The sequence below is a fragment of the Allohahella marinimesophila genome (assembly GCF_039538005.1).
Lineage (GTDB): Bacteria > Pseudomonadota > Gammaproteobacteria > Pseudomonadales > Oleiphilaceae > Allohahella > Allohahella marinimesophila.
Genome location: NZ_BAABBO010000014.1, coordinates 95,219 through 116,622, shown reverse-complemented (window position 1 = coordinate 116,622; position 21,404 = coordinate 95,219). Strand labels below are relative to the sequence as shown.

21 protein-coding genes are annotated in these 21,404 nt (G+C 55.8%); 6 read left to right on the top strand and 15 right to left on the bottom strand.

What is annotated here, in order from left to right:
• Window positions 1–84 precede the first annotated feature (84 nt).
• Window positions 85–2,295 (top strand): DNA helicase II, encoded by a 2,211-nt coding sequence (gene uvrD, locus ABD735_RS15565; protein WP_344808090.1) that lies wholly within the window; start codon window positions 85–87, stop codon window positions 2,293–2,295.
• Window positions 2,296–2,303: 8 nt separating this feature from the next.
• Here uvrD and ABD735_RS15560 read toward each other — a convergent pair whose 3' ends face one another.
• Window positions 2,304–2,699: an acyl-CoA thioesterase gene (locus ABD735_RS15560; protein WP_344808087.1), complete on the bottom strand. Its 396-nt coding sequence runs from the start codon at window positions 2,697–2,699 to the stop codon at window positions 2,304–2,306.
• 191 nt (window positions 2,700–2,890) lie between these two features.
• Between ABD735_RS15560 and ABD735_RS15555 the strand changes: the two genes are divergently transcribed.
• The gene (locus tag ABD735_RS15555; protein ID WP_344808085.1) at window positions 2,891–4,585 is read left to right on the top strand and encodes a TIGR03545 family protein; all 1,695 of its coding nucleotides are present in this window, start codon (window positions 2,891–2,893) and stop codon (window positions 4,583–4,585) included.
• A 272-nt stretch (window positions 4,586–4,857) separates the two neighbouring features.
• On the top strand, window positions 4,858–5,583 hold the full coding sequence (phoU, locus tag ABD735_RS15550) for a phosphate signaling complex protein PhoU (RefSeq protein WP_344808083.1): 726 nt from the start codon (window positions 4,858–4,860) through the stop codon (window positions 5,581–5,583).
• Between the two features lie 11 nt (window positions 5,584–5,594).
• Here the strand turns inward: phoU and ABD735_RS15545 are convergent, their stop codons facing one another.
• From ABD735_RS15545 to ABD735_RS15515, 7 genes are all read right to left on the bottom strand, one after another.
• Window positions 5,595–5,963 (bottom strand): histidine triad nucleotide-binding protein, encoded by a 369-nt coding sequence (locus ABD735_RS15545; protein WP_344808081.1) that lies wholly within the window; start codon window positions 5,961–5,963, stop codon window positions 5,595–5,597.
• A 54-nt stretch (window positions 5,964–6,017) separates the two neighbouring features.
• On the bottom strand, window positions 6,018–7,406 hold the full coding sequence (locus tag ABD735_RS15540) for an FAD-dependent oxidoreductase (protein ID WP_344808079.1): 1,389 nt from the start codon (window positions 7,404–7,406) through the stop codon (window positions 6,018–6,020).
• A gap of 87 nt (window positions 7,407–7,493) precedes the next feature.
• Window positions 7,494–8,009: an aminoacyl-tRNA deacylase gene (locus tag ABD735_RS15535; RefSeq protein ID WP_344808077.1), complete on the bottom strand. Its 516-nt coding sequence runs from the start codon at window positions 8,007–8,009 to the stop codon at window positions 7,494–7,496.
• A gap of 185 nt (window positions 8,010–8,194) precedes the next feature.
• Complete coding sequence (locus ABD735_RS15530) at window positions 8,195–9,613, bottom strand: sialate O-acetylesterase (RefSeq protein WP_344808075.1); 1,419 nt, start codon at window positions 9,611–9,613, stop codon at window positions 8,195–8,197.
• Window positions 9,614–9,960: 347 nt separating this feature from the next.
• The gene (locus ABD735_RS15525; protein WP_344808073.1) at window positions 9,961–11,262 is read right to left on the bottom strand and encodes an OmpA family protein; all 1,302 of its coding nucleotides are present in this window, start codon (window positions 11,260–11,262) and stop codon (window positions 9,961–9,963) included.
• An 82-nt stretch (window positions 11,263–11,344) separates the two neighbouring features.
• Window positions 11,345–12,169: a mechanosensitive ion channel family protein gene (locus ABD735_RS15520; protein ID WP_344808071.1), complete on the bottom strand. Its 825-nt coding sequence runs from the start codon at window positions 12,167–12,169 to the stop codon at window positions 11,345–11,347.
• A 474-nt stretch (window positions 12,170–12,643) separates the two neighbouring features.
• A complete protein-coding gene (locus ABD735_RS15515) occupies window positions 12,644–13,012 on the bottom strand; it encodes a VanZ family protein (protein WP_344808069.1) in 369 nt (122 codons plus the stop codon).
• Between the two features lie 70 nt (window positions 13,013–13,082).
• Between ABD735_RS15515 and cysZ the strand changes: the two genes are divergently transcribed.
• The gene (gene cysZ / locus ABD735_RS15510; protein ID WP_344808067.1) at window positions 13,083–13,892 is read left to right on the top strand and encodes a sulfate transporter CysZ; all 810 of its coding nucleotides are present in this window, start codon (window positions 13,083–13,085) and stop codon (window positions 13,890–13,892) included.
• Here cysZ and phoR read toward each other — a convergent pair.
• From phoR to ABD735_RS15485, 5 genes are all read right to left on the bottom strand, one after another.
• Window positions 13,858–15,171 (bottom strand): phosphate regulon sensor histidine kinase PhoR, encoded by a 1,314-nt coding sequence (phoR, locus tag ABD735_RS15505; protein WP_344808065.1) that lies wholly within the window; start codon window positions 15,169–15,171, stop codon window positions 13,858–13,860. The genes cysZ and phoR overlap by 35 nt on opposite strands.
• 28 nt (window positions 15,172–15,199) lie before the next feature.
• Window positions 15,200–15,892, bottom strand: coding sequence for a phosphate regulon transcriptional regulator PhoB (gene phoB / locus ABD735_RS15500; RefSeq protein WP_344808063.1), 693 nt, complete (start codon window positions 15,890–15,892; stop codon window positions 15,200–15,202).
• 111 nt (window positions 15,893–16,003) lie between these two features.
• Complete coding sequence (gene ubiA / locus ABD735_RS15495) at window positions 16,004–16,858, bottom strand: 4-hydroxybenzoate octaprenyltransferase (protein WP_344808061.1); 855 nt, start codon at window positions 16,856–16,858, stop codon at window positions 16,004–16,006.
• A gap of 6 nt (window positions 16,859–16,864) precedes the next feature.
• Window positions 16,865–17,422, bottom strand: a complete 558-nt coding sequence (locus ABD735_RS15490) for a chorismate--pyruvate lyase family protein (RefSeq protein ID WP_344808059.1) — start codon at window positions 17,420–17,422, stop codon at window positions 16,865–16,867.
• Between the two features lie 21 nt (window positions 17,423–17,443).
• Window positions 17,444–18,004, bottom strand: a complete 561-nt coding sequence (locus tag ABD735_RS15485; RefSeq protein WP_344808057.1) for a hypoxanthine-guanine phosphoribosyltransferase — start codon at window positions 18,002–18,004, stop codon at window positions 17,444–17,446.
• 180 nt (window positions 18,005–18,184) lie between these two features.
• Between ABD735_RS15485 and ABD735_RS15480 the strand changes: the two genes are divergently transcribed.
• Both ABD735_RS15480 and ABD735_RS15475 read left to right on the top strand, forming a co-directional pair.
• The gene (locus ABD735_RS15480; RefSeq protein ID WP_344808294.1) at window positions 18,185–18,349 is read left to right on the top strand and encodes a rubredoxin; all 165 of its coding nucleotides are present in this window, start codon (window positions 18,185–18,187) and stop codon (window positions 18,347–18,349) included.
• Window positions 18,346–19,629: an FAD-dependent oxidoreductase gene (locus ABD735_RS15475; protein WP_344808055.1), complete on the top strand. Its 1,284-nt coding sequence runs from the start codon at window positions 18,346–18,348 to the stop codon at window positions 19,627–19,629. Before ABD735_RS15480 ends, ABD735_RS15475 begins: the two co-directional genes overlap by 4 nt.
• Here ABD735_RS15475 and ABD735_RS15470 read toward each other — a convergent pair.
• Together ABD735_RS15470 and ABD735_RS15465 are read right to left on the bottom strand one after the other, a co-directional pair.
• Entirely contained in the window at window positions 19,580–21,022 is a 1,443-nt protein-coding gene (locus ABD735_RS15470; protein WP_344808053.1) for an OmpA family protein, read from the bottom strand. The genes ABD735_RS15475 and ABD735_RS15470 overlap by 50 nt on opposite strands.
• 56 nt (window positions 21,023–21,078) lie before the next feature.
• Window positions 21,079–21,294: a cysteine-rich CWC family protein gene (locus ABD735_RS15465; RefSeq protein ID WP_344808051.1), complete on the bottom strand. Its 216-nt coding sequence runs from the start codon at window positions 21,292–21,294 to the stop codon at window positions 21,079–21,081.
• Window positions 21,295–21,404 lie beyond the last annotated feature (110 nt).

Below are 21,404 nucleotides of genomic sequence, written 5' to 3'. Positions count from 1 at the left end.
AGAAGAGTCAAACCCATTTACAAGCACCGCTGTATTTTTGTACAGTGTGCCTTTTGCCGATTGGACGGGCCGAACATTTTGAACATGGATATCAGTCAGATCGTTGACGGCCTGAATGGCCCGCAGCGGGAAGCCGTCACCTCGGACAGTCAGCATCTCCTCGTATTGGCCGGAGCCGGGAGTGGCAAGACCCGGGTGCTCGTCCACCGCATCGTCTATGTTATGAGGGCGCAGGGGCTTCAACCGCAGGAAGTGCTTGCCGTGACCTTTACTAACAAGGCTGCGCGGGAAATGCGTCACCGGCTCGAACCCATGCTGTCGGGCCCGGTACGGAACCTATGGGTCGGCACTTTCCATGGCATCGCCCACCGCCTGCTGCGGTACCACTGGAAAGAAGCCGGACTACCAGAAAACTTCCAGGTCATCGATTCGGATGACCAGCTCCGGCTGGTAAAGCGGGTGATCAAGGAGCTGCAGATTGATGAAGCCAGTTTCGCGCCCCGCGAAGCTGCGGGGTTCATCAACCGGCAAAAGGATGAGGGCTTGCGGGCGGGCAGCGTGCCTGAGGGCGATCGCATCTGGCAGGCCACCATGAAGCGCATTTATCTCGCCTACGAAAAAGCTTGCATGAAAGCCGGCATTGTCGACTTCGGTGAGCTGCTGCTGCGAAGTCATGAGTTGTGGTTGCATCAGCCAACTATTCTCGCTCGCTACCAGCAGCGTTTCCGTCACCTGCTCGTGGACGAGTTTCAGGACACCAATACGATTCAATACGCGTGGCTCAGGGTGCTCGCCGGCCGGCAGGCGGCTGTGACAGTCGTAGGCGACGATGACCAGTCCATTTATGGCTGGCGTGGGGCGAAAATCGAGAACATTCTGTCGTTCCAGACTGACATGGGCTCGACCGAAGTCGTGAGGCTTGAGCAGAACTACCGCTCTACCGGGAATATTCTCAAGGCGGCCAATGCTGTCATCAACAACAACCCCTCGCGGCTAGGGAAGTCGCTATGGACCGACGCCGGTGATGGCGATCCCATAGACGTCTATGCCGCCTTCAATGAGCAGGATGAAGCCAACTATATAGTCGAGACGATCCAGACGGCTTTGACTGAAGAGCGTGCGCTGCAGGACATCGCCATTCTGTATCGGTCGAATGCCCAGTCCCGGGTCATCGAGGAAGCCCTGGTCAGGCATGGCGTGGCTTATCGCGTCTACGGTGGCCTCAGGTTTTATGATCGTCTGGAGATCCGCAATGCCTTGGCCTATCTGCGGCTGCTCCGTCTGCCCCAGGACGACGCCGCTTTCGAGCGCATCGTGAATATCCCTCCTCGTGGTATCGGCGCAAAGACGCTCGCTCAGATTCGCTCCGAGAGTGCTGCCGGTGGGGGGTCGCTGTGGCAGGCGAGCATCGACCTGCTGCAGCGCGGCGAGATCAAGGGCAAGGCTCAGAAGGGCCTTGCACAGCTGGTTGAGGTCATTATCGAATTACAGCAGTTGTCTACCGAGGTCAGCCTCAAAAAGCTGGTCAAGGCGGCGCTCGACAAGACGGGCCTGCTTCAGTTTCACGCGACAGAAAAAGGTGACAAGGGCGAGATGCGCCGTGAAAACCTGGAGGAAATGGTGAACGCGGTAGCTGAATATGACGAAAGTGCGGACGAGCCGCTGGCTGAGTTTCTCGCCAACGCGGCGCTCGATGCCGGCGAGCAACAGGCCAATGAGGAACAGGATGCTGTGCAGCTCATGACCCTGCATAGCGCGAAGGGCCTGGAGTTTCCGCTGGTCTTCCTGGTAGGCCTGGAAGAGGGTCTGTTTCCTCATGCCATGTCGCTTGAGGAGGTCGGTCGGCTGGAAGAGGAGCGTCGTCTCTGCTACGTCGGCGTGACCCGTGCCATGAGCAAGCTGGTGCTGACCTTTGCTGAGTGCCGACGCTTGTACGGTCAGGACAAATATAATCCGGTATCGCGTTTCGTTCGTGAAATACCCACGGAATGTTTACAGGAAGTCAGACTTCATTCTCTGGTGACCAAGCCGATGTTCGGCCAGCGTACCCGCTTCGACAGCCTGCCCGGTCAGGCTGCGCACATGAGGCCAAGTGTGGATTCGGGCATCTTCGTTCCCGGGCTGGGGAGTCGTGTGCGTCATAGCAAGTTCGGAGAGGGGACCGTACTCAATTTTGAAGGCGACGGTGCTCATGCCAGGATACAGGTGAAGTTCGAGCAGCTGCCCGACGACCAGTCGCGCACGAGCGCGACGAAATGGCTCATTCTGTCGATGGCCAAGCTGGAGCCGGCCTGAGCCAGTCTTCAGCTAGAGCGGGGAACCTGGCGAATTCGCCCGTCTTCGTCAATGGCCACGATAATGAATACACCCTCAGTGACCTTTCGGAATTCCTGCCGATGTTTGTCTCTGGTCCAGGCTTCAACGGAAATGTGAATCGAACTCTTGCCAATTTCAATGACATTGGCGTAGCAGGAGAGTTCACCACCTTTTCTGACTGGCGAAAGAAAATCCGTCTGCTTGATGGCTACCGTGGCGGTTCGACCTCGCGATACCCGGCCTGCGAGACTGGCTGCTGCCAGATCCATTTTCGAAACAACCCACCCCGCAAAAATGTCGCCGTCCTGGTTGGTGTCGCCATCCGTCGCTGTCACCCTGAGGGCGAGATTGTGTTCTGATCTGCTTTGGTCGTGAGGGGCCATTTTATTATCCACTTGTTGGGCATGCTCTAGGTTGCCCGCAGTTTAACCGTCAGACCGGACTACGGCTATGCTGATAAGCGCTCACAGAAAGATCATGGCTTCCGACCGGACTCGCGCAGTTTATGAATAAAAGGGAGTACGGCAGGATTTTTTGTTAGCATGGGCAGCAAACAATTAGCGTGGATTATTCGATGAAAGTTCTCAAAATTCTTGGCTATGTTCTTGCTGTGCTCGTTCTGCTTATTGTGCTGGCACTGGTCTTTATTGATGTCATCGCGAAGTTTGTCGTAGAGCGCGAGGGCAGTAAGCAGGTGAAGGCCAAGGTGGAGGTTGATTCAGTCGATGTCCGTTTCTATCCGGTAGGGGCCACACTCAACGGTCTTGTCGTCACGAATCCCGGTACACCAATGCGCAACGCCTTTCAGGCTGAATTCATCGACGCCAATCTCGATCTGTCTGCGCTTCTGAAAACCAAGATCATTGTAGATACGGCTAACGTCGACGGCATGCGTTTCAATACTGCTCGCGAGACCAGCGGCGCGATTCCTGGCCTGACCCCACCACCGGATGAGAAAGGCTCCCTCGTCGAACAGTTGAAGACAGACTTCAAACTGCCTGTTCTGGAAATGCCGGATCCAAAAGCGCTATTGGAACGAGCCGATTTGCAGACGCCGAAGCTTGCCGAAGCTTTCAAACAGAATCTCGAAGCCAAAAAAGCCGCCTGGCAGGCACGAATCGACCAGCTTCCGGATCAGGAAAAGGTAGACGCCTACAAAGCCCGCCTGAAAGGGGTCAAGAAGCAGAAAGACCCCCTCGGCTTTCTCAATGCGGCTGGTGACGCGCTCGCTGTGAAAAAAGAGGTCGAACAGGATCTTTCACAGATCAAGAACGCGCGCGGTGATTTCAATGCAGATCTTGCGGAATTGCAGGCTCAGTTGAAGGTATTGCGACAGGCGCCTGCGAAGGATGTCGAACGAACCATGGCGATGGTCGGACTGGATCAGGCGTCTGTACAGGACCTGGCAAAAACGCTCTTCGGTGACGATCTGGCCCGCTGGGTTCAGAGTGGTTACACCTGGTACGGCAAGCTACAGCCTTATCTGAATGGTAGCGCGGCTCCAGAGGACACGGGACCTGCGACACCTGATACTACTGATTACAGTGATGGCCTGCCAAAGTTCCTGGTGAAAAAACTCAATATTTCAGGGGAAGTGCCTGCGCCAGGTCAGGCGATCCCATTCTCGGGTGAGTTCACCGATTTGACCGACCGCGCTGACATCTGGGGCAAGCCCGCAAAGCTCTTCCTCGAGAGTCAGCAAAACGCAGCAGGCGGTGTGACCTTTACTGGACTGCTCAATCATGTCGACCCGCAGAACTTCGTCGATACCTTTGGTCTGAAAATGGCGAAGCTGCCGATTTCGGATATCACGTTTTCAGACAATGAAGATTTCCCGCTTACCCTGGCCGAGGCTTTGCTTGAAGTGGCAAGCAAGGCGGAAATACGAAATGGTCAACTGAATCTCGACGTCGACACCGAGTTCTTCGAAGTTCAACTGTCCAATCTTCTGGAAAATGAAAGTGCGCCGCTCAAGGCGGCACTGCTTGATGCGCTGAAGGGACTGGATCGCTTCAGTATGTCGATGCAGGCGACTGGCGATCCGGCCAATCCTCAGGTGAGTCTGCAAACAAGTCTCGACAAGTTGTTTGGCAGCGCCATTCAGGGTCTCGTCGGAAAGAAACAGGCGGAAATTCAGCAGCGGCTCAGAACCGAAGTTCAGGCTCGCCTGGGCAATACGGTGCCGGCACTTGAGGCGCAGCTCGGCGGGTTCGTCGACCTGCAGTCGCTGCTCGGTGAACGTGCAGGCAGTTTCGAGAAGCTGCTTTGACGCTGAAGTGAGCCATATACACATAGCCGGAGTAACGAGAGAAGGTTGAGCGCCTCCGGCTAACTATAGATTGCTTATCCGATTGGCTTTGTCGCTCATAATTTGCAGCAAGCCGGCTGTGTCTCGGACTATACTGCGTTCATGTACAGCAGAGCGCTGAACGAGCTTGGCGTTTCCAATATACGCTTTACCAGGCCAGCTTTTAGACAAACTGAATCCTATGAAGCCTGGCGCTACGGTTAGCCGGACCAACAAAGATAAGGGAGTAACAAATGCCCCATAGCGGAACTGATCACCAGCACCATATTTCACAGCAATTCAACAAGGATTTGACGATGCTGAGGGAGCACCTCATGCAGATGGGCGGGCTGGTTGAGCAGCAGGTTTCTCAGGCGATTACCGCCATGACCGCGAGGGATGTCGAACTTGCTGAAAAAGTCCGTGACCAGGACAAGCAGGTCAATGCTCTGGAAAAGACGATCGACCGTGAGTGGGTCAATGTGATCGCCATGCGGCAGCCAGCCGCGAGCGATCTTCGTCTCGTGGTGGCGTCTGCCAAGATCGTCAACGACCTCGAGCGGGTAGGCGATGAGGCCAAGAAGATCGCCAAGATCAGCATCGCGCTGGCTGGCCTGGATGTCTCGGACTCTGCCAGAGGTTTCGTGGAAGTCCGCAACATCGGTCGTCAGGTGCACGGCATGCTGCATAATGCACTCGATGCCTTTGCCCGTTTTGATACCGAGACGGCCTTTCAGGTCATCAAGGAGGACGAGGTTGTCGATTCGGAGTACAAGTCAGCCATGCGTTCACTGGTCACCGTGATGATGGAAGACCCCCGCACGATTACTCATATTCTGAATATCATGTGGGTGCTCAGGGCACTTGAACGTATCGGGGACCACGCCTGCAATGTTTCACAACACGTGATCTACCTCATCAAGGGGCAGGATGTCAGGCATATCTCGATCAGTGATACAGAAAGCCTGATCGTCAAGTAAACCGTCGCCGGTCAGCCCTGGGATTTAGGGTGGTCGGTGAACGGCGGCCAACCTAGCATCCTGCCTCCAAGCATGTGGAGGTGGATGTGATAGACGCTTTGCCCACCAGCTTCGTTGCAATTCATGACCACCCTGTAGCCATCGTCCGCCACACCTTCGTCTCGCGCAATTTTCCTGGCGATGCTGAACAGGTGGCCGACCAGCGCCTCATGCTCGGGCTCAATGTCGTTGATAGTGGCAATTCTCAGTTTGGGAATGATCAGGACGTGCAAGGGCGCCTGCGGATTGATATCTCGAAAGGCGAGCGCTTGCTCGTCTTCGTAGACGATGTCAGCCTTGATGTCCCGATTGATGATCTTGTCGAATATGGTGTCTGCCATAGGATTGTCTCCTGACGCTAATGGTGGCGAGCAAACAGGCTCGCTAGTGTTCTGTCATTCCGGATACAGCCTGGCCGGTTCCGTTTCGCCCGCTCTTGGTCCAGTGCCTGCAGGCTCGCCCGCCTGGTCGAGCCCAAGCGCATGCTGCAATACCCGGCGCTTTAAGGGGCCAGCCCTGTCGGCAATGGACAATCCAAGTCGTCTGAGTGCCTTCAGTGGTCCTATGTCGTTGCTGAAGGTGTAGTAGAACGCATCGACAGTAGCGGTCATCAACAGGTTCTGAGGCTTGCGCTGGCGCTCGTAGATCGCCAGGGCTCTCTGCAGTCCACCACTGCCTGGCAGCGAGGGGCTTGCCAATTCCGCTCGTAGCGAAGTCGAAAGGGCTTCGGCGTCCTGCAATCCCATATTGAGGCCCTGACCTGCCAGCGGGTTGACAGTATGCGCAGCGTCACCAACAAGCACCACAGAGCCTCGGCTATAGCTGGTGCAGTGCGACTTCACCAAGGGAAAGGCGGCACGACCATAAATCTTTCGAACGCGGGGTAGGCTGGCAGGAAATGTCGTGAGCACCTGCTGGAGAAGCTCTTCAACATCCAGTTGCATGAGCGCCTGTATGCGTTGAGGCGCGTCATACCACACCAGCGACGCATAGGCAGCACAGTGCTCCTCCCCCGCCTCCGTGCAGTCAAACAGAGGCAAGTAGGCAACCGGCCCCTGTGGTCGAAACAGTTGCCAGGTCTTATCCCCTGCCAGTTCATCGAGCTCGACACCGATGACGAGTGCCTTTTGGGCATACCCCTCAGCCATCTGTCGGATGCCTGCCTTGACCCTCACCGAAGAAGCGGCACCGTCGGCGCCGATGAGCAACCTGGCTTTTACAGTTTCTCGCTCGCCGTCGCCACTCTTCAGCTTTGCTTCCACACCCTCCGGCATCAACTGGGTCAGATCGAGCAGCTCAGCCTGCCTGAGTGTGAGGTTTGGCAATTTCGCCATCGCCTGCCAGATCCCGCGCTGAAGCCGATCGTTTTCCAGGATGGTGCCAAGGTGTTGGATGCCTGGATCCTGTAGGTCCTCAATAGAAAAAGTGGTGCCACCGAGCGATTGTTCAGCCGTGGCCTGAGTACCGGAGTCGGGGTTTTCTGCTACCTGCAGGGCCCTGTAGGGCTTGAGTCGGTGTGCCTCGAGGTGAGGCCAGACCCCGATGCTGCGAAGAAATCTTTCTGATTGAAGATTCAGTGCGCTGACTCTCAGACCAGGCGCAGAAAAATCAGGCTCCGTGGCCGGTGAAGTGCTAACAGGCTCGTGAGCCTCTACCAGAATGATTGCGGAGGCCGGGCAGGCGAGGGCAAGGGCCAGGGCTGTAGTAGCACCAGTGATACCGCCACCTATGACCAGCACATCGCATACCGCGACACTTGAAGCTTGATGGGGTTCTGAGGACACAGGGTAATCATCTCGGGCTGGTATCATCGCCCGATTGTAGGGAATGCAGCAGTCAAAATCGACTACTGCTATGTGAGAAAGCCGACTCTAGCCAGTCTGTGCAAGCGGTGGAGCATCATCTGTGGGAATATGGGCACTTCGGATGAACCCCGCATCGAGGATGATGGGTTTGGCTAATCGCTTATAGTCCTGCATGGACATTCTGATGATTTCATCGTGAGTCCCGGCACTGAAGGCAATTTCCGATTGTGCGGCCAGTGACTGGTCAAGGTAGACCGTCATACCAAACAGGGTGCCAAATGGTGGAATTGCTCCCAGCTCACAGCCTGGGAACTGTTCTGCGAATTCCGACTCATCGGCGAGTTCGATAAAATCGGTGCCCATCACTCGGCAGAGCTTGTCCCACCGTATTTTCGCACTGGCGGTCATGACAGCCAGGGCCGATACGCCATCGACGTGCAAAACTACCGTTTTAGCGAGTATGTCTGCTTCGATACCTGTGGCGGCGAGCAAGGTCTTCGCAGTATATGCCGGTTCATGCTGAATCGAGCTATAGTCGATCAGGTGAGAACGCAGCATCTTCTTCAAACATGATGCGGGCATGAGCGCCTCCAGTACATGTCAATAACGGCTGAAGCGTGCCTTGCCGACTTACCAGGCTCTACTAGGGTTCCTGGAAGTAAGGGCACTTAAGTCAGCATAGTCCAGATGACGCCAATGCTGACCCTCTTTTCGGGTTACGAAGTGTATTGAAATGTTGCTCTGCCCATCAATCCATCCAATGGAAATTATTGAGAATCAACCGCATCCCGCAAGGCCATATAGTATCTGCGCCCCATTTCCCTGGCGGCTGACGCGCCAAAGTGGATACAGTCGCCCGCACCGCATGGATAGCCCGGTGGGACAAGGTCATCAAAGTTCGCGAAAGTTGCGTATGAGAGCAGACCCGAGATATTTCTGTGAACACCATCCACCACTGATTTTGCCGGACTGAACTGACTGTAGTCGTTTCGCTCGTCAGCGCCTCGGGACATGGTGCCCATTACAAAGGGGATAGCCGCCTCCGGATCACGCCACTCCGGACCGCGAACGTCTTCAGTAATATTCGTGCGCAGTTCACTGACAAGCAGTCTGATATTCTCGGCGTAGTACTGCACGCAGTCGCGGCCTTTGAATTCATCCGATGCATCTTTTTCACCTTGATGCATGATGATGCCGCGTAAAATTCCGCCACTCTCTTCAATGGCGACCGCTGTTCGCAGCAGTGCGCGTTGATAGAGCAGGGTCTCATTCGAAAGATCTCCGACATTGCGTACTACAGCATTCCAGCTGCCGCGAGGTCTCAGTTCGCGGCAGAACCCTGTGTCACCCCAGGCCGCTGGCACAAGGATGATATTCTGAGTGGTATCTCCAAGTGCGGCTTTGGCAAAGGACAGTCCGGGGCCAATACTGACGCCATCTTTCGATGAGGCGCCTGCCGGCAGAGGTTTGTGGAGGGGGTCCTCCGCACGGACGAAGACTTCAGGCATGACATTGAGCGAACGACTGGTGTGAGCGCCAGGGGTTTCATCGTCACCCTTCACATTGAGCTGTCGAATTCTTGGATGCGGCTCATCGAGCCCGCCCGGGCCTGCATCTTTTCCGCCGCCACTGGAGCCAGACATATTGCTCTGTCCTATCAGCAGGTAAACGTCGGGCCTTGGAACTGGTATGACGTCGATATCGAGTTGCAGACGCTTGGTTGTGGCGCCACTCACCCCTACTACAGTAACACTGCGCTGATGCGGCATGATCGGCAGGGCGCCGACGGCAAGTCGCAGCGTAAGCTCCAGGTTACGTACTTGATTCTCCGAGGTGCCCGGAACGATAGTGGTTTCGGAGAGGGCCAGTGAAAGATCTTCGAGATCGACTGCTCGTCCCTCGACGCTCAAGGATACAGAGCGATCGAAGCCATTGAGAAACTGGGTGCTGACGCCGATCTTGCTTTCAGCGCCTTCGGTAATAGCTAGCGCTGACCCCGGCTCAGCTGAAGCAAGCGCCAGTGTGAAGTCGGGCTCTCCTTCAGGCGCGGCAGGCGTAGACGGCTGCAACGGCGCGTTGGGTTGCTGGGGAATGGCTGGCGTTTCGGGCGTATTTGGAGTGGGACTATCAGCGGTCCTGTCGTTGACACTCGAGCTTCCGTCGCAAGCCGCGAGAAAGAGGGCCATAATCATCGCTAAGAGCGAACGAGCCTGGCTTGGAGCAAACATTTGGTAATCTCGCTGAAACTGCATCACTTCAGTATTCATCCTGGTTATGGAGAGAGGCTGTCACCTCCTAAGTGCCGGTTTTCCTGTTCCGTGCACGCTAGCGCCGCCGAACGCCTGTTCGGATGGCGGGATTCTACCTGATTGTGTGTAAAACGTACAATTATGGACAAATCCTTACGCATTTTCACATTCCAGAGGTGGTCTGTCTCTCGACCTTTCGGCGTAAGGTGGTACCGCAGGAAAGCCGAGACGAAAAAAAGGGCCGCATGGCGGCCCCTGTAACCGCGCCTGCGAGGCGCGATCGTTTACTCGACTTCTTTTTGAATACTACCCTGAGCCGTCACCACAACCCTGCGGTTTGCAGCTCTACCAGCATTTGTGCTGTTATCGGCTAGCGGTCTTGCTTCGCCATAGCCGACTGAAGTGACGCGCGAGGGCTCGATGCCATAGTCCTGAACCACGCGGTCACGTACGGCCTTGGCTCGACGCTCCGACAGTTGCTGGTTGTAGTCTGCCTCTCCCGTGCTGTCAGAATGACCCTCAATGGTCACCTTGGCATCTGGATAGCGCTTCATGAACCTCGCCAGCGCCTCTATTTCAGGCAGATCGGCATCAGCCAGAATGGCCGAGTTGAGCGGGAAGGTTACTCTCAACTGGGTCTCGACGCCCTCTACGGCGAAGATGCGGCAGCCTGTCTCATCTACTTTAGAGCCTTCAACTGTGTCTGGACACTCGTCCTTGCCGTCAGCAACGCCGTCGTTATCCTGGTCCAGAGGGCAGCCCTTATTGTCGACTTCGACGCCTTCAGGCGTGTTGGGGCACTCGTCATCCTCATCCTTTACACCATCGTTATCGCTGTCATCCGGAATGGCGCAGCCTTTCTCGTCAACATCGGCGCCTGCTTCGGTGTCAGGGCATTCGTCGACATCATTGGCAACGCCGTCGTCGTCGTCATCACCGATGACTTCACAACCAACTTCATCGACCTCAGTGTCGTATGGGGTATTGGCACATTCATCTTCGGTATCCACGACGCCGTCGCCATCACTATCCTGCATGGCTCGGGACTTGGCTCCAAACAGATAGTTCAGCGAGACAGTGACCGCGGCATTCATTGATTCAGTGCGCTCGGTATAGATGGTGCGTGCGTCCATCCTGAGATCAGTGAAGTCATCAATTTCATGCTTCACGCCGACGCCGGCGTTGTACATGGTTTCATGTTCGTTATCCGCATTCTTGATCTGATAGGCCTGGTGCCCTGCACCAAGGACCAGATAGGGCTTCATGCTGTCGTAGCCGCTAAAGGTGTAGAGCGCGTCGAGCCGCAACTGGTTCCGGTCGATATCTTGGTTAATGTCATCTCGACCTGTATCCATAGCGCTGCCCACCAGTTCCAGCGCCCAGGTATTGCTGAAGTTGTAGCCAAAACCAAGACCATATTCAGGTCGATTTTCCAGATTCAACTCGTCGTCGAACCAGTAGTATCCGACCTGACCTGTCAGGTAAGCGCCCACATCAGAGTCGCGTGCCTGAACGGCAGGCGCTAGAGAAGCCATACAGGTGGAAAGGGCGACTGCAGTAACGGCAGTCTTCATGCGTATGCTCATGGCGAGTTCCTTTGTTGTTGATTTTCTAATGTACTGCAGCTTTACGCTACTACTTGCGAGCTATGTAGCCCGCGGCCCTATGTCAGGCCGCCGACTGTTTCTGATAGATGTGAACATCTCTCTGGGGATACGGAATGCTGATGTCCATCGCATCAAATGTCAGCTTCACATCTTCCATCATCGAGAAGTAAACGCCCCAGTAATCTGCCGTATTGACCCACACTCTGACGGTAAAATTGACCGAGCTGTCACCAAGTTCAGACAGCACCACGACAGGCGCTGGGTCCTTGAGAATGCGCTCATCTGCCTCGATGAGTTTAGTGAGCTGTTGCTTCGTAAGCGGTATGTCGTCGTCATAGCTGATGCCGAACTTGAAATCGACGCGCCGCGTTGGCTCTGCATTGATATTGACAATAGGATCGGTGACGAGCGATGAATTGGGAATGATGACACGGCGGTTATCGAAGGTGGTCATTACCGTGGTGAAGATCTGTATTTCCTTGATGACGCCACTGTGTCCTGCGCCTTCAATAACGTCGCCAACCCGAAATGGTTTGAAGATCAGGATGATGACGCCGCTGGCAAAATTCGACAGATTTCCCTGCAGGGCCAATCCGATGGCAAGACCTACGGCGCCGAGCACAGCGATGAAGGACGTCGTCTCGATGCCGATCATCGAGGCTACGCTGACCAACAGTAGTGCCTTGAGGATGACTGAACCAAGCGACAGCACGAATTGGCTCAACGTAGGGTCGAAGCGTTTGGCGAGACGAGTTCTGAACAGACTTAAAACGTGGCTGATGATCCAGAGGCCGACGATCAACGTCAGAAGTGCGAGAAGGAGCTGCGGAATGTACGCTATTGCCAGCTCGATGGCATGATCGAGATGCGGTTGAATATTGTCCATGTTTTCCCAGAGATGCTTGAGGTCACTAGACAATATAGACGCTGTTCACAAAAAACGTAATGAATTCAAAGAAAATATATTGATGGTCTACAATCAGGCAATTTTAGACACAACGGAAAAGGGGATGCCGTAGGCATCCCCTCAGAAGTCATTCCCTCAAGCGCACATCCCTGATCCTTGCCTCCCCCCGCTATCCATTTGCATACTCTTTAGAGTTTGCGTGGTGAAACACCTTGCGGGGCAACCATCCTGGCTCTTCCTTATTCCCTGTCGTCCTGACAAGAGACATATTACGCCAATTGCGATGACATTTTCGCGACAAAACTTATGCTTTCCACGAAAAATGTGGCTCAGGAAAATGGCTGAATATTTAATTTTATATAAATCAAATGGTTAGCTAAGAATTTCGAGTGATGACATCTGATTTGAAGGGGCAAAATTTCAGTAATGACCTACAGCGCTGTAAGAGATCTCTTACAGCTTGTGGCTCGGTCGCATCAAGCGTCCGGCCAAAGGAAGGCCGGCGAGGATGCCAGCGGCATCGGCCAGGAGATCGCCGGCACTGGCCATCCGCCAGCTGGTCATCCCCTGCATCAGCTCCATCAGGCCGCCATATGCTAGCAGCGCCAGCGCCAGATAAGCTACGGGAACACTTTGATGGGTCAGTCTGCCGGCAAGGGCAATCAGTAAAAAAAGTAGAAAATGCATGAGCTTGTCGGCGTGCGCGAATCCCTGTTCGCCACTTTGTGGCAGCAGGGCCAGTGTCAGAATGACTGTCAGCGCAATATAGAATCCGTAGCGACTGGGAGGCTTCTGGCCCAGGGCAGTCAGTCTGTCTATCATGTGCAACGAAATTCTCCTCAGTTGTCGCCACAAGGCGGTTACTTTCTGTGCTTACCAAGGGGCGATCAGTTTGAATTCTTCATTTTCCCGCGGCGCCGGTTACATCAGTAGCGGCTTCAAAATCATTCGGCGGCCAGGCCTCAGGCTTTATGTGTGGCTGCCAATCTTTCTCAACCTCATCGTGTTTTCCGTGCTCACCTATGCTGCTGTGACCTATACGGATCTTTGCTTTGCCTGGCTAATGGGGTTTATGCCTGAATGGCTGCTTTTCCTGGAGTGGCTATTGTGGCTGGTGTTCGGCGTTCTATTGTTGCTGGTGTATTCCCAGACCTTCGTATTGTTGGCCACCCTCGTTGGCGCCCCTTTCTACGCCATTCTGGCCGAACGGGTTGAACAGCAGGAGCGGGCCGCTCGAGGTGGTCCAGTTGAAAAGAGCATTACGCAGCCGAATACTGTAGCGCAGTTGGTAAAGGTGTTGCCTCTGGCGCTGGCGAGGGAGACGCGAAAGCTGATGTATTACCTGCCCAGGGCGCTACTCCTGCTGATCGTATCTTTCATACCCGGCATCAATACGGTGGCCCCTCTGTTATGGCTTGCTTTCTCAATGTGGATGCTGGCGGTGGAGATGGTCGATTATGCCGTTGATCAGAATGGTCTTCCCTTCATACGTGTGTTGACGGTGCTGAAGCGAGCCCGGATGACGAGTTATGGCTTTGGAGGCACTGCCTTGGCAGCGACCTATGTGCCGATACTGAATCTCTTCATACTGCCGGCAGCAGTTGCCGGTGGCGTGCTGTTCTGGCTGGATAGTCAGGGTGTGACCGATACCACTCCGGCGACGCCAGCTAGTGCACCTCCAGAGCGACTTCGGGCTCCCTGATACGCTCGATGGGGAACAGACAGGCAAAACAGCTGCCTTCACCAGGGCGGCTGCTGATATCCAGCCTGGCATCGTGGTTGAGCAGTACGTGCTTGACTATGGCCAGGCCCAGACCCGTGCCACCGGTGCCCGTGTGCCGTGATGGATCGGCACGGTAGAAGCGTTCGGTCAGCCGCGGAATATGGATGCTGTCGATGCCTATGCCGGTGTCTGTAACGCTCAGCACCGCATGGCGTTTGGTCAAATGCCACCGGATATCGATACATTTACCCTCGGGCGTGTATTTGACGGCGTTGAGTACCAGGTTCGAGAATGCGCTGTGAAGCTGGGTTTCGTTACCGTACAACCTGGCATCGCTCTCCACCGCCAGGCTTATCTTCAGCACCTTGTCTCCGGCTACCACCTTCGCCGAATCGAGAATACGCAGGAGCAGGTCATGCATGTTCACTGGCAGTTGACGAATTTCGCCGCCTTCATTCTCGATTTTCGACAGCAGCAGCAGGTCGGTCACCAGTGCCTCCATACGTCGTGCCTGGGTCTGCATCTGTGAGAGCGCACGTTGCCGGCGAGGGGCAAGATCGGCCCCGGTATCGATGAGCGTTTCGAGATATCCGCTGATAACGGTGAGGGGTGTCCTGAGTTCATGCGACACATTCGAGATGAACACCTGGCGTACACTTTCAAGTTGCTTGAGCTGGGTCACATCCTGAATCACGATCAGCCGGTCGTCTTCACCGAAGAGGGTGATGTGCACCTTCAGCTGCATCTGTGGTTTTTTGGGTGCGCTGAGCAACAAGGGATCGTCGTAGGCTTTTGAAAAGAAATACTGCTTGAAGCTGGGGTCCCTGACCAGATAGTGAATGGTCTGGCCGGTATCGTTTGGCTTGCGAAGGCCAAGCATGTCTGCCGCAGCGCTGTTCCACCAGTCCATGACACCGTCGCTGTTGGTCAGAATGACCCCGTCTTTCAGGGCATTGGTGGACTGCTGGATACGATTGAGCAGGGCCTGTAATCGGGCCTGCGCTTTGGAGTGTTCGGCCTGAAGGCGAAGGATCGAGTCGAAAATCCGACCCCAGAGGCCGTGACTTTCAGGAGGCTCGGATTCACCTGGCTGCTGAAGCCAGCTAGCCAGGCGATACACCTGGCGCAAGCTCCAGAGCAAGTAGAGCACTATTGCAGCGAAGGTCAGTGCCAAAGGCTGCCCGATGAGCAGGCCCAGTGGCAGGATGACCAGGAAAAAAATGACCAGAGGCTGAACGATCAGCTCAGAAATTTTCAATCGTTACTACCCATAGCCATCGCTGTCCTCATGCCGCCTTTGTCGAGAAGCGATAGCCTGTGCCGCGAACCGTCTGTATCAGTGAATAGTGGTTGGGTTCAAGGGCCTTGCGAAGTCGTCTGATATGCACATCGACCGTGCGTTCCTCGACATACACATTGCCACCCCAGACCTGGTCCAGCAGCTGGCCACGGGTATACACGCGCTCCTGGTGCGTCATGAAGAACTGCAGGAGCTTGTATTCGGTTGGCCCCATCGCAACAGCCTGATCATTGATCGTCACCCGGTGACAGACCGGATCGAGCTTGAGATCATTGATCTCGATCGGAGTTTCCATGCCAGCCACAACGGTGCGGCGCAGTACCGCCTTCAGACGTGCTACCAGCTCACGAGGAGAAAAAGGCTTGGTGATGTAATCATCCGCACCAACTTCCAGCCCCTGAACCTTGTTATCCTCTTCGGTCTTGGCGGTGAGTATGATCAGGGGAATGTCCGCCGTTCCCCCGTCCCGTTTCAACCGGCGCGCAAATTCGATACCGCTCGTTCCAGGCAACATCCAGTCGAGCAGGATGATGTCCGGCCGATGGTCCACGATAATACTATGGGCCTCAGCAGCATCGCCGGCTTCCCAGTAACCGTAATCGGCCATTTCAAGTGCAACAGCAATCATCTCTCGAATTGCAGGTTCGTCGTCGACAATCAGAACATTCTTGTTTGGCATTCCTCGCTCCAGTCAGGCAAAGCAGCTGGGGACCATTACAGCGAGGAAGTATGACACTTTAATGACAGATGCGCCCGTCAGGTGCTGAAACATGGAAAATCATTGCCGTGATCAGCTGAGTGCCACTAGTGTTCCAGCAAAAATAGCGAGACCGACAAAATTATTGTTTTTGAAGGCCTTGAGACACATGTCCCGTTCCCGATAACGTATTAGATGCTGCTGATACACGAACAGGGTGGCCGCGATCACTACCGCGAGGAAATAGGCGGCGCCGAGCGCATTGGTGACACCAATGATGATCCAGACAAGCACGCAGAACGATTGCAGGGCGGCGATGATCATCTTGTCTGCTTCAGCAAACAACACCGCCGTCGACTTCACGCCAATGCGAAGATCATCGTTCCGATCCACCATGGCATATTCTGTATCGTAGGCGACCGTCCAGATGATGTTGCCCAACATGAGCCAGATAGCAGTTTCACCGACAGGGACGCCTTCTGCAGTGAAAGCCATGGGTATGCCAAACGAGAAAGCGATGCCAAGCACCACCTGGGGAAAATGGGTGTAACGCTTCATGAAGGGATACAGCATGGCGACTCCGAGCGCGCCAAAAGCCAGCTTGATGGTGGCTGGGTTGGTCAGGAGCACGAGCAGAAACGCCAGCGCAATGAGCGCGAGGAAGCAGGCCCAGGCGTGATAGCTCGTCAACCGACCTGTGGCCAGAGGGCGTTCTGTCGTGCGCGCCACGTGGCCATCAATGTTGCGATCCGCAAAATCGTTGATGACACAGCCTGCAGATCGCATCAGCGCGACGCCTGCCGTGAAAATCAGGATGTTGGCCAGGGTTGGCTGCCCGTCGCCAGCGAGCCAAAGGGCTGTCAGAGTGGGCCAGAGCAACAGCAGGATCCCCACTGGCTTGTCCAGGCGCATAAGCTGAACAAAGGCCAGGGCCTTGTCACGATTCACAGACGGCTACTCCTCTGTTGTGCAAAAGTTGAAATCCCCGGCGAAGAACTCGGCTACTAAAATAGGTTTCTGGTTCGGGAAAAACAAGGACCTGCGAGCGTGTAGCCTCTCCGATCCTGGCATCGACGTACGGACCTGGGCTACTTCGATGTCGCCTCGTGCCACGCCGCAGCCGCTGAACAACACATCGGCCAACGGTCTTTCATTCAGCGTGAGCAAACGACGATTGCTACCGGCCAGGCTGCTCCAGGGAATGACGGTTCGAGCATAGACGGCTGCGTGACCATCGCAGCAGAGGATGACCTCCCTGACGATGGCCGTATGCACCCGCACATTGCAGGCGCTGGCAAAGATACGGCGCTCATGGTTATAGATACTTCGGGTTTCGGAGGCGAGCCTGATCACCCTGAACGTTTCGGCGCGACGCTTGAGTCTTGCCGTCAGTGAGCCCCGGTCCAGCAACCATCGTAATTCATCGGGGTAGCGATTCCGGTTCGTGATTTGCTGGCCCTGTCGCCAGCGAACGCCAGCGAGGGCCAGCGGAAGAGATGTCGTCAGTTGCAAGTTTCGGCCCCGGAAACAGCGTTAGAGATCGTCCGGATGCACCGCATGGATGCCGCCCGTATTTCGCCAGTAGCCACGATAATCCATACCCGAGCCGAATACATAGCGGTCTGGCACCTGCAGGCCAGTAAAATCACAGCGCTGCCCTGGAAAGGCCTTGCGGTCGTGAGTCTTGTCGACCAGAACAGCGGTATAGACGGCCTGAGCTCCAAGCTCCTGAAGATGTCTCTCCACTTCAGCGAGGGTATGTCCTTCATCGAGAATGTCATCGATAACAACTACGGTGCGATCTTTCACATCCTGCTGCGGCGGCACTTTCCACTGCAGGGTGTCGCCCGAGGTGGTATTGCGATAGCGGGTGGCATGGAGATAGCTGATTTCGAGTGGAAAATCGAGATGTGCGGCCAGTCGGCCAACGAAGACGACAGCGCCGGTCATGACGGTCATCAGCAGCGGGTTACTGTTCGCCAACTCTGCGGTCATCTCGGCAGCAACCCGGACGATAGCCTGTTCGGTTTCGTCGAAAGTAAAAAGACACTCCGCCCTCTGACGTATTGCCATGAAGTGTTCAAGATCTGTCATGATGTGGGCCTGTCGATTGATGTCGAAAACGACGGATTTAAAATGTAGGATTGTCCTACGATTTCGTCCGGGTCTTCTCTGCCTGTCCTGGCTCGGGGCAGTGTAACCAGAGTCACCGGTTAAATACATGATGAAAGCCAACCCTGAATTGAAGAGGGAATGGCAAGTACGGGAGAAACCATGCGTAAGTGGCAGTGTGTCGTATGTGGATTGGTCTACGACGAGGCTGAAGGCTGGCCAGATGACGGAATAGCGCCGGGCACAACCTGGGAAAATGTGCCGGAGGACTGGATTTGTCCTGACTGCGGCGTTGGAAAGGAAGATTTCGAGATGGTGGAAATGTGAACGACCTGCAACGCCAGCAAAGCCCGAGTGACAAGCCGTTGGTGGTGATCGGTAGCGGCCTTGCCGGCTATACCTTTATCCGCGAATTCAGAAAGCTGGATGCCGACAGAAAGATTCTTCTTCTGACCGCAGATGATGGCCATTCCTATTCGAAACCTCTGCTCTCAACTGGCTTTGCGAAGGGTAAGAATGCGGAACATCTATCCATGGCCGATGCCGGCAAGATGGCTAGCCAGCTCGACATAGACATCCGTACGCATACCCGGGTCACTGCCATCGATCCGGAAGCTCGGCGTCTGGACGCAGGTTTCGAAGGCAGCAGCTCATCGGCTGGTGAGACCATTGAATTCACCGAGTTGGTCTTGGCGCTCGGTGCTGAAGTCGTACGTCCGCCTCTGTCAGGATCGGCGGCCGATGAGGTCCTGAGTGTCAACAGTCTCATGGATTATCGCCGTTTTCGCGAGCGGCTCGTGACTGTGGCGCAACAGCGATGTGCGGAGGGAGCTGTCGATCGGCCCATAAGAATCGTCATCATGGGGTCGGGCCTGATTGGTTGTGAATTCGCAAATGATCTGCTGGCTTCAGTAGACACGAAGTTTACCGTCGATGTGATTTCCCCGGATAGCCGGCCTCTGCAGCGCGCCTTGCCAGAGCAGGTGTCATTGGCGCTTGGGCAAGGCCTGGAAGAGGCTGGGGCACGCTTTCACTGGCAAAGTACAGTCGGTTCGGTGGACCATGTCAGCGAGGCTTCTGCCGGTGGAGGGTCAGCATACTTGGTCTCTGTCGACGGCGGCGAACTGCGCACGCTGCAAGCCGATGTGGTGCTGAGCGCTACCGGGCTTCGGCCACACTCCGCATTGGCCGCGGCAGCCGGGCTGGAGGTCAGTCGAGGTATTGTGGTGGATCGGCAACTGCGAACGTCAAAGGCCGATATTTTTGCGTTGGGCGATTGTGCCGAGGTTGACGGCCACCTGTTGCTGTACGTGCAACCGTTGATGCAGTGCGCGCGTCTGTTGGCCGCCAACCTGGCCGGGGGGCATAACGCCGACCTCAGTTACCAGGCCATGCCGGTTATCGTCAAGACGCCGGCCTGTCCACTGGTGCTGGCGCCGCCCCCTGAAGGGCTGGCTGGTGAGTGGACGGTGGCCGAGGCCGACAGGCTTGATGTGAGGGCACTGTTTCACGACACCGAGGGGAGTCTGCGAGGTTTCGCCCTCAGTGGGCGTCATGTCATTGAGAAGCAGACACTGCTGCGGGACCTGCCCCCGCTCCTTGCCTGACGAGCACTTCGATTCGGCGATTGAAGCGCCTCGCATCTGCGGTGTCATTAGCCGCGAGGGGGGCATCCTCGCCGAGGCCTTCTACCTGAATCCGGGCTTTGGCTATACCGGCCTCGCGGCCAACGAAGTCAGCGACGGCCTGAGCCCGTTCGAGCGACAGTCGCCTGTTGTGGTTGGCTCCACCGCTGCTATCAGTATGGCCTGAGAACACCAGCTCACTGGTAGGGAACTGTTCGATGGCATCGATGAGCTTGTTGAGAAGATTCAGGTTGCTACTGTCGAGAATGGCGGAGTCGTCGTCGAAATTGAAGCCATGTGCTCGAATCAGCAGGCTCCCATTCTGAAGCAGAACGACATCAGCTTCGGTGGGTGAGAACAACGATTCGAGCGCCGCCAGTCGATCAAGGGTGATGCCCCTTGGGGCAAGCATATCGAAGCGCTCAGGCGCGGCAGGTGCCCGGGTGGCAGGTGTGGGGGATGAATCCACGGCTACCGAGTTCGTCACTTCCGCTGTGGCGGGGGCCTGTGCGGCCTGTAGTGTCTTGAAGGCATCTGTAAAGCTGGCAATGGCGCCGGTGAGGCCCTTGCTCCAGTCGAGATCAACATCGACGACTGCGCCTGCGCGTTCGAATCCATCTTCGTAGTAGCGCATCACGTCCTCCAGGCTGGCGTCACGCTTGCGCCAGATCTGAATTTGCTGAGCCATCGTCCTGGCGTGGGCCAGATGCCTCATCGCGTTGTCGGCATGAACCCTGGCTTTGCCTTCGCGCGTCCGGTCTGCCTCCAGCGTAGTCGACGCCAGCAGCAATTCTTCTTCGGCGAGACGCAGTGTCCTCGGCGCGTAATTGTCGATATCATCTCGTCGAGCCTTCTCGAGCGCCTGTTCGACTGCCAGCACAATACTGCTTTTCAGGCTCGAAACGGCGAGGCCCTTATATTTGGCGATCAACAGGCCGACGCTGCCAGGACTAAGCGTTGTCGTTCTGTAGAAGCCATCAGCCATGGACTGCAACTGTTTCTCGGCGGCGTCAAATTCAGCCTGCTTCGTGGTGTTTGCCCCGGCCTTCAGTGCGAGCAGGCGTTGGTCGATGAGGGCAGGCGCTGCGGCTGCAAAACTGTCTGCCTTCTGCCGGGCGTTGGACAGATCCGTCAAACCCCGTGTTGCGAGTGACTCTCTTTCGGCGCTGGTCCTGGCTTTCTGGGCCATGACGTATTTCGACTCGGCCTCTGAAAATTGTCCGGCTGCCATGACGGAAGCCTGTGTGGCCGAGGGTTCACGCGCAGCTTCGAGTTCACGATATAGCTGTGCAATCGCAGAGTCGGTCGCGCTGGTCACCGGGGCGGTCGTTGACAGATCTGGTGCTGTGGCGCAGCTGGCAATGAGCAGGGTCAAGCCAAGACAGGCTGACCGAATCGTGATCAGCGCCGCGCGGAGCAGGACGCTGGCGTTCAGTATGAACGCTCCTTCACGGCGGCCTCTTCGACAACGCGCGACGCTTCAATGACCTTGTGCAGACAGGCTTTGCACAGGCAGAGTGGACGCTCAACGACATTGTCTCTGGAGAGGTCCCGTGGCAGCGTGGGTTCAGAAAAGCACCAGCAGACCGAGCGGCCTTCTTCGATCTCACAGCGACTCGCCTTGCTACATTCCGGACAATTGTGCATCACCGACCTCCACGATTATGAACCTGGCAGAACTCGGGCGGGTCGCCGGCCAGAATCCCGTCTGGAGCATGCCTGAGCGCTGGCGCGTCAACCCTTCAGTATAGCGCCAC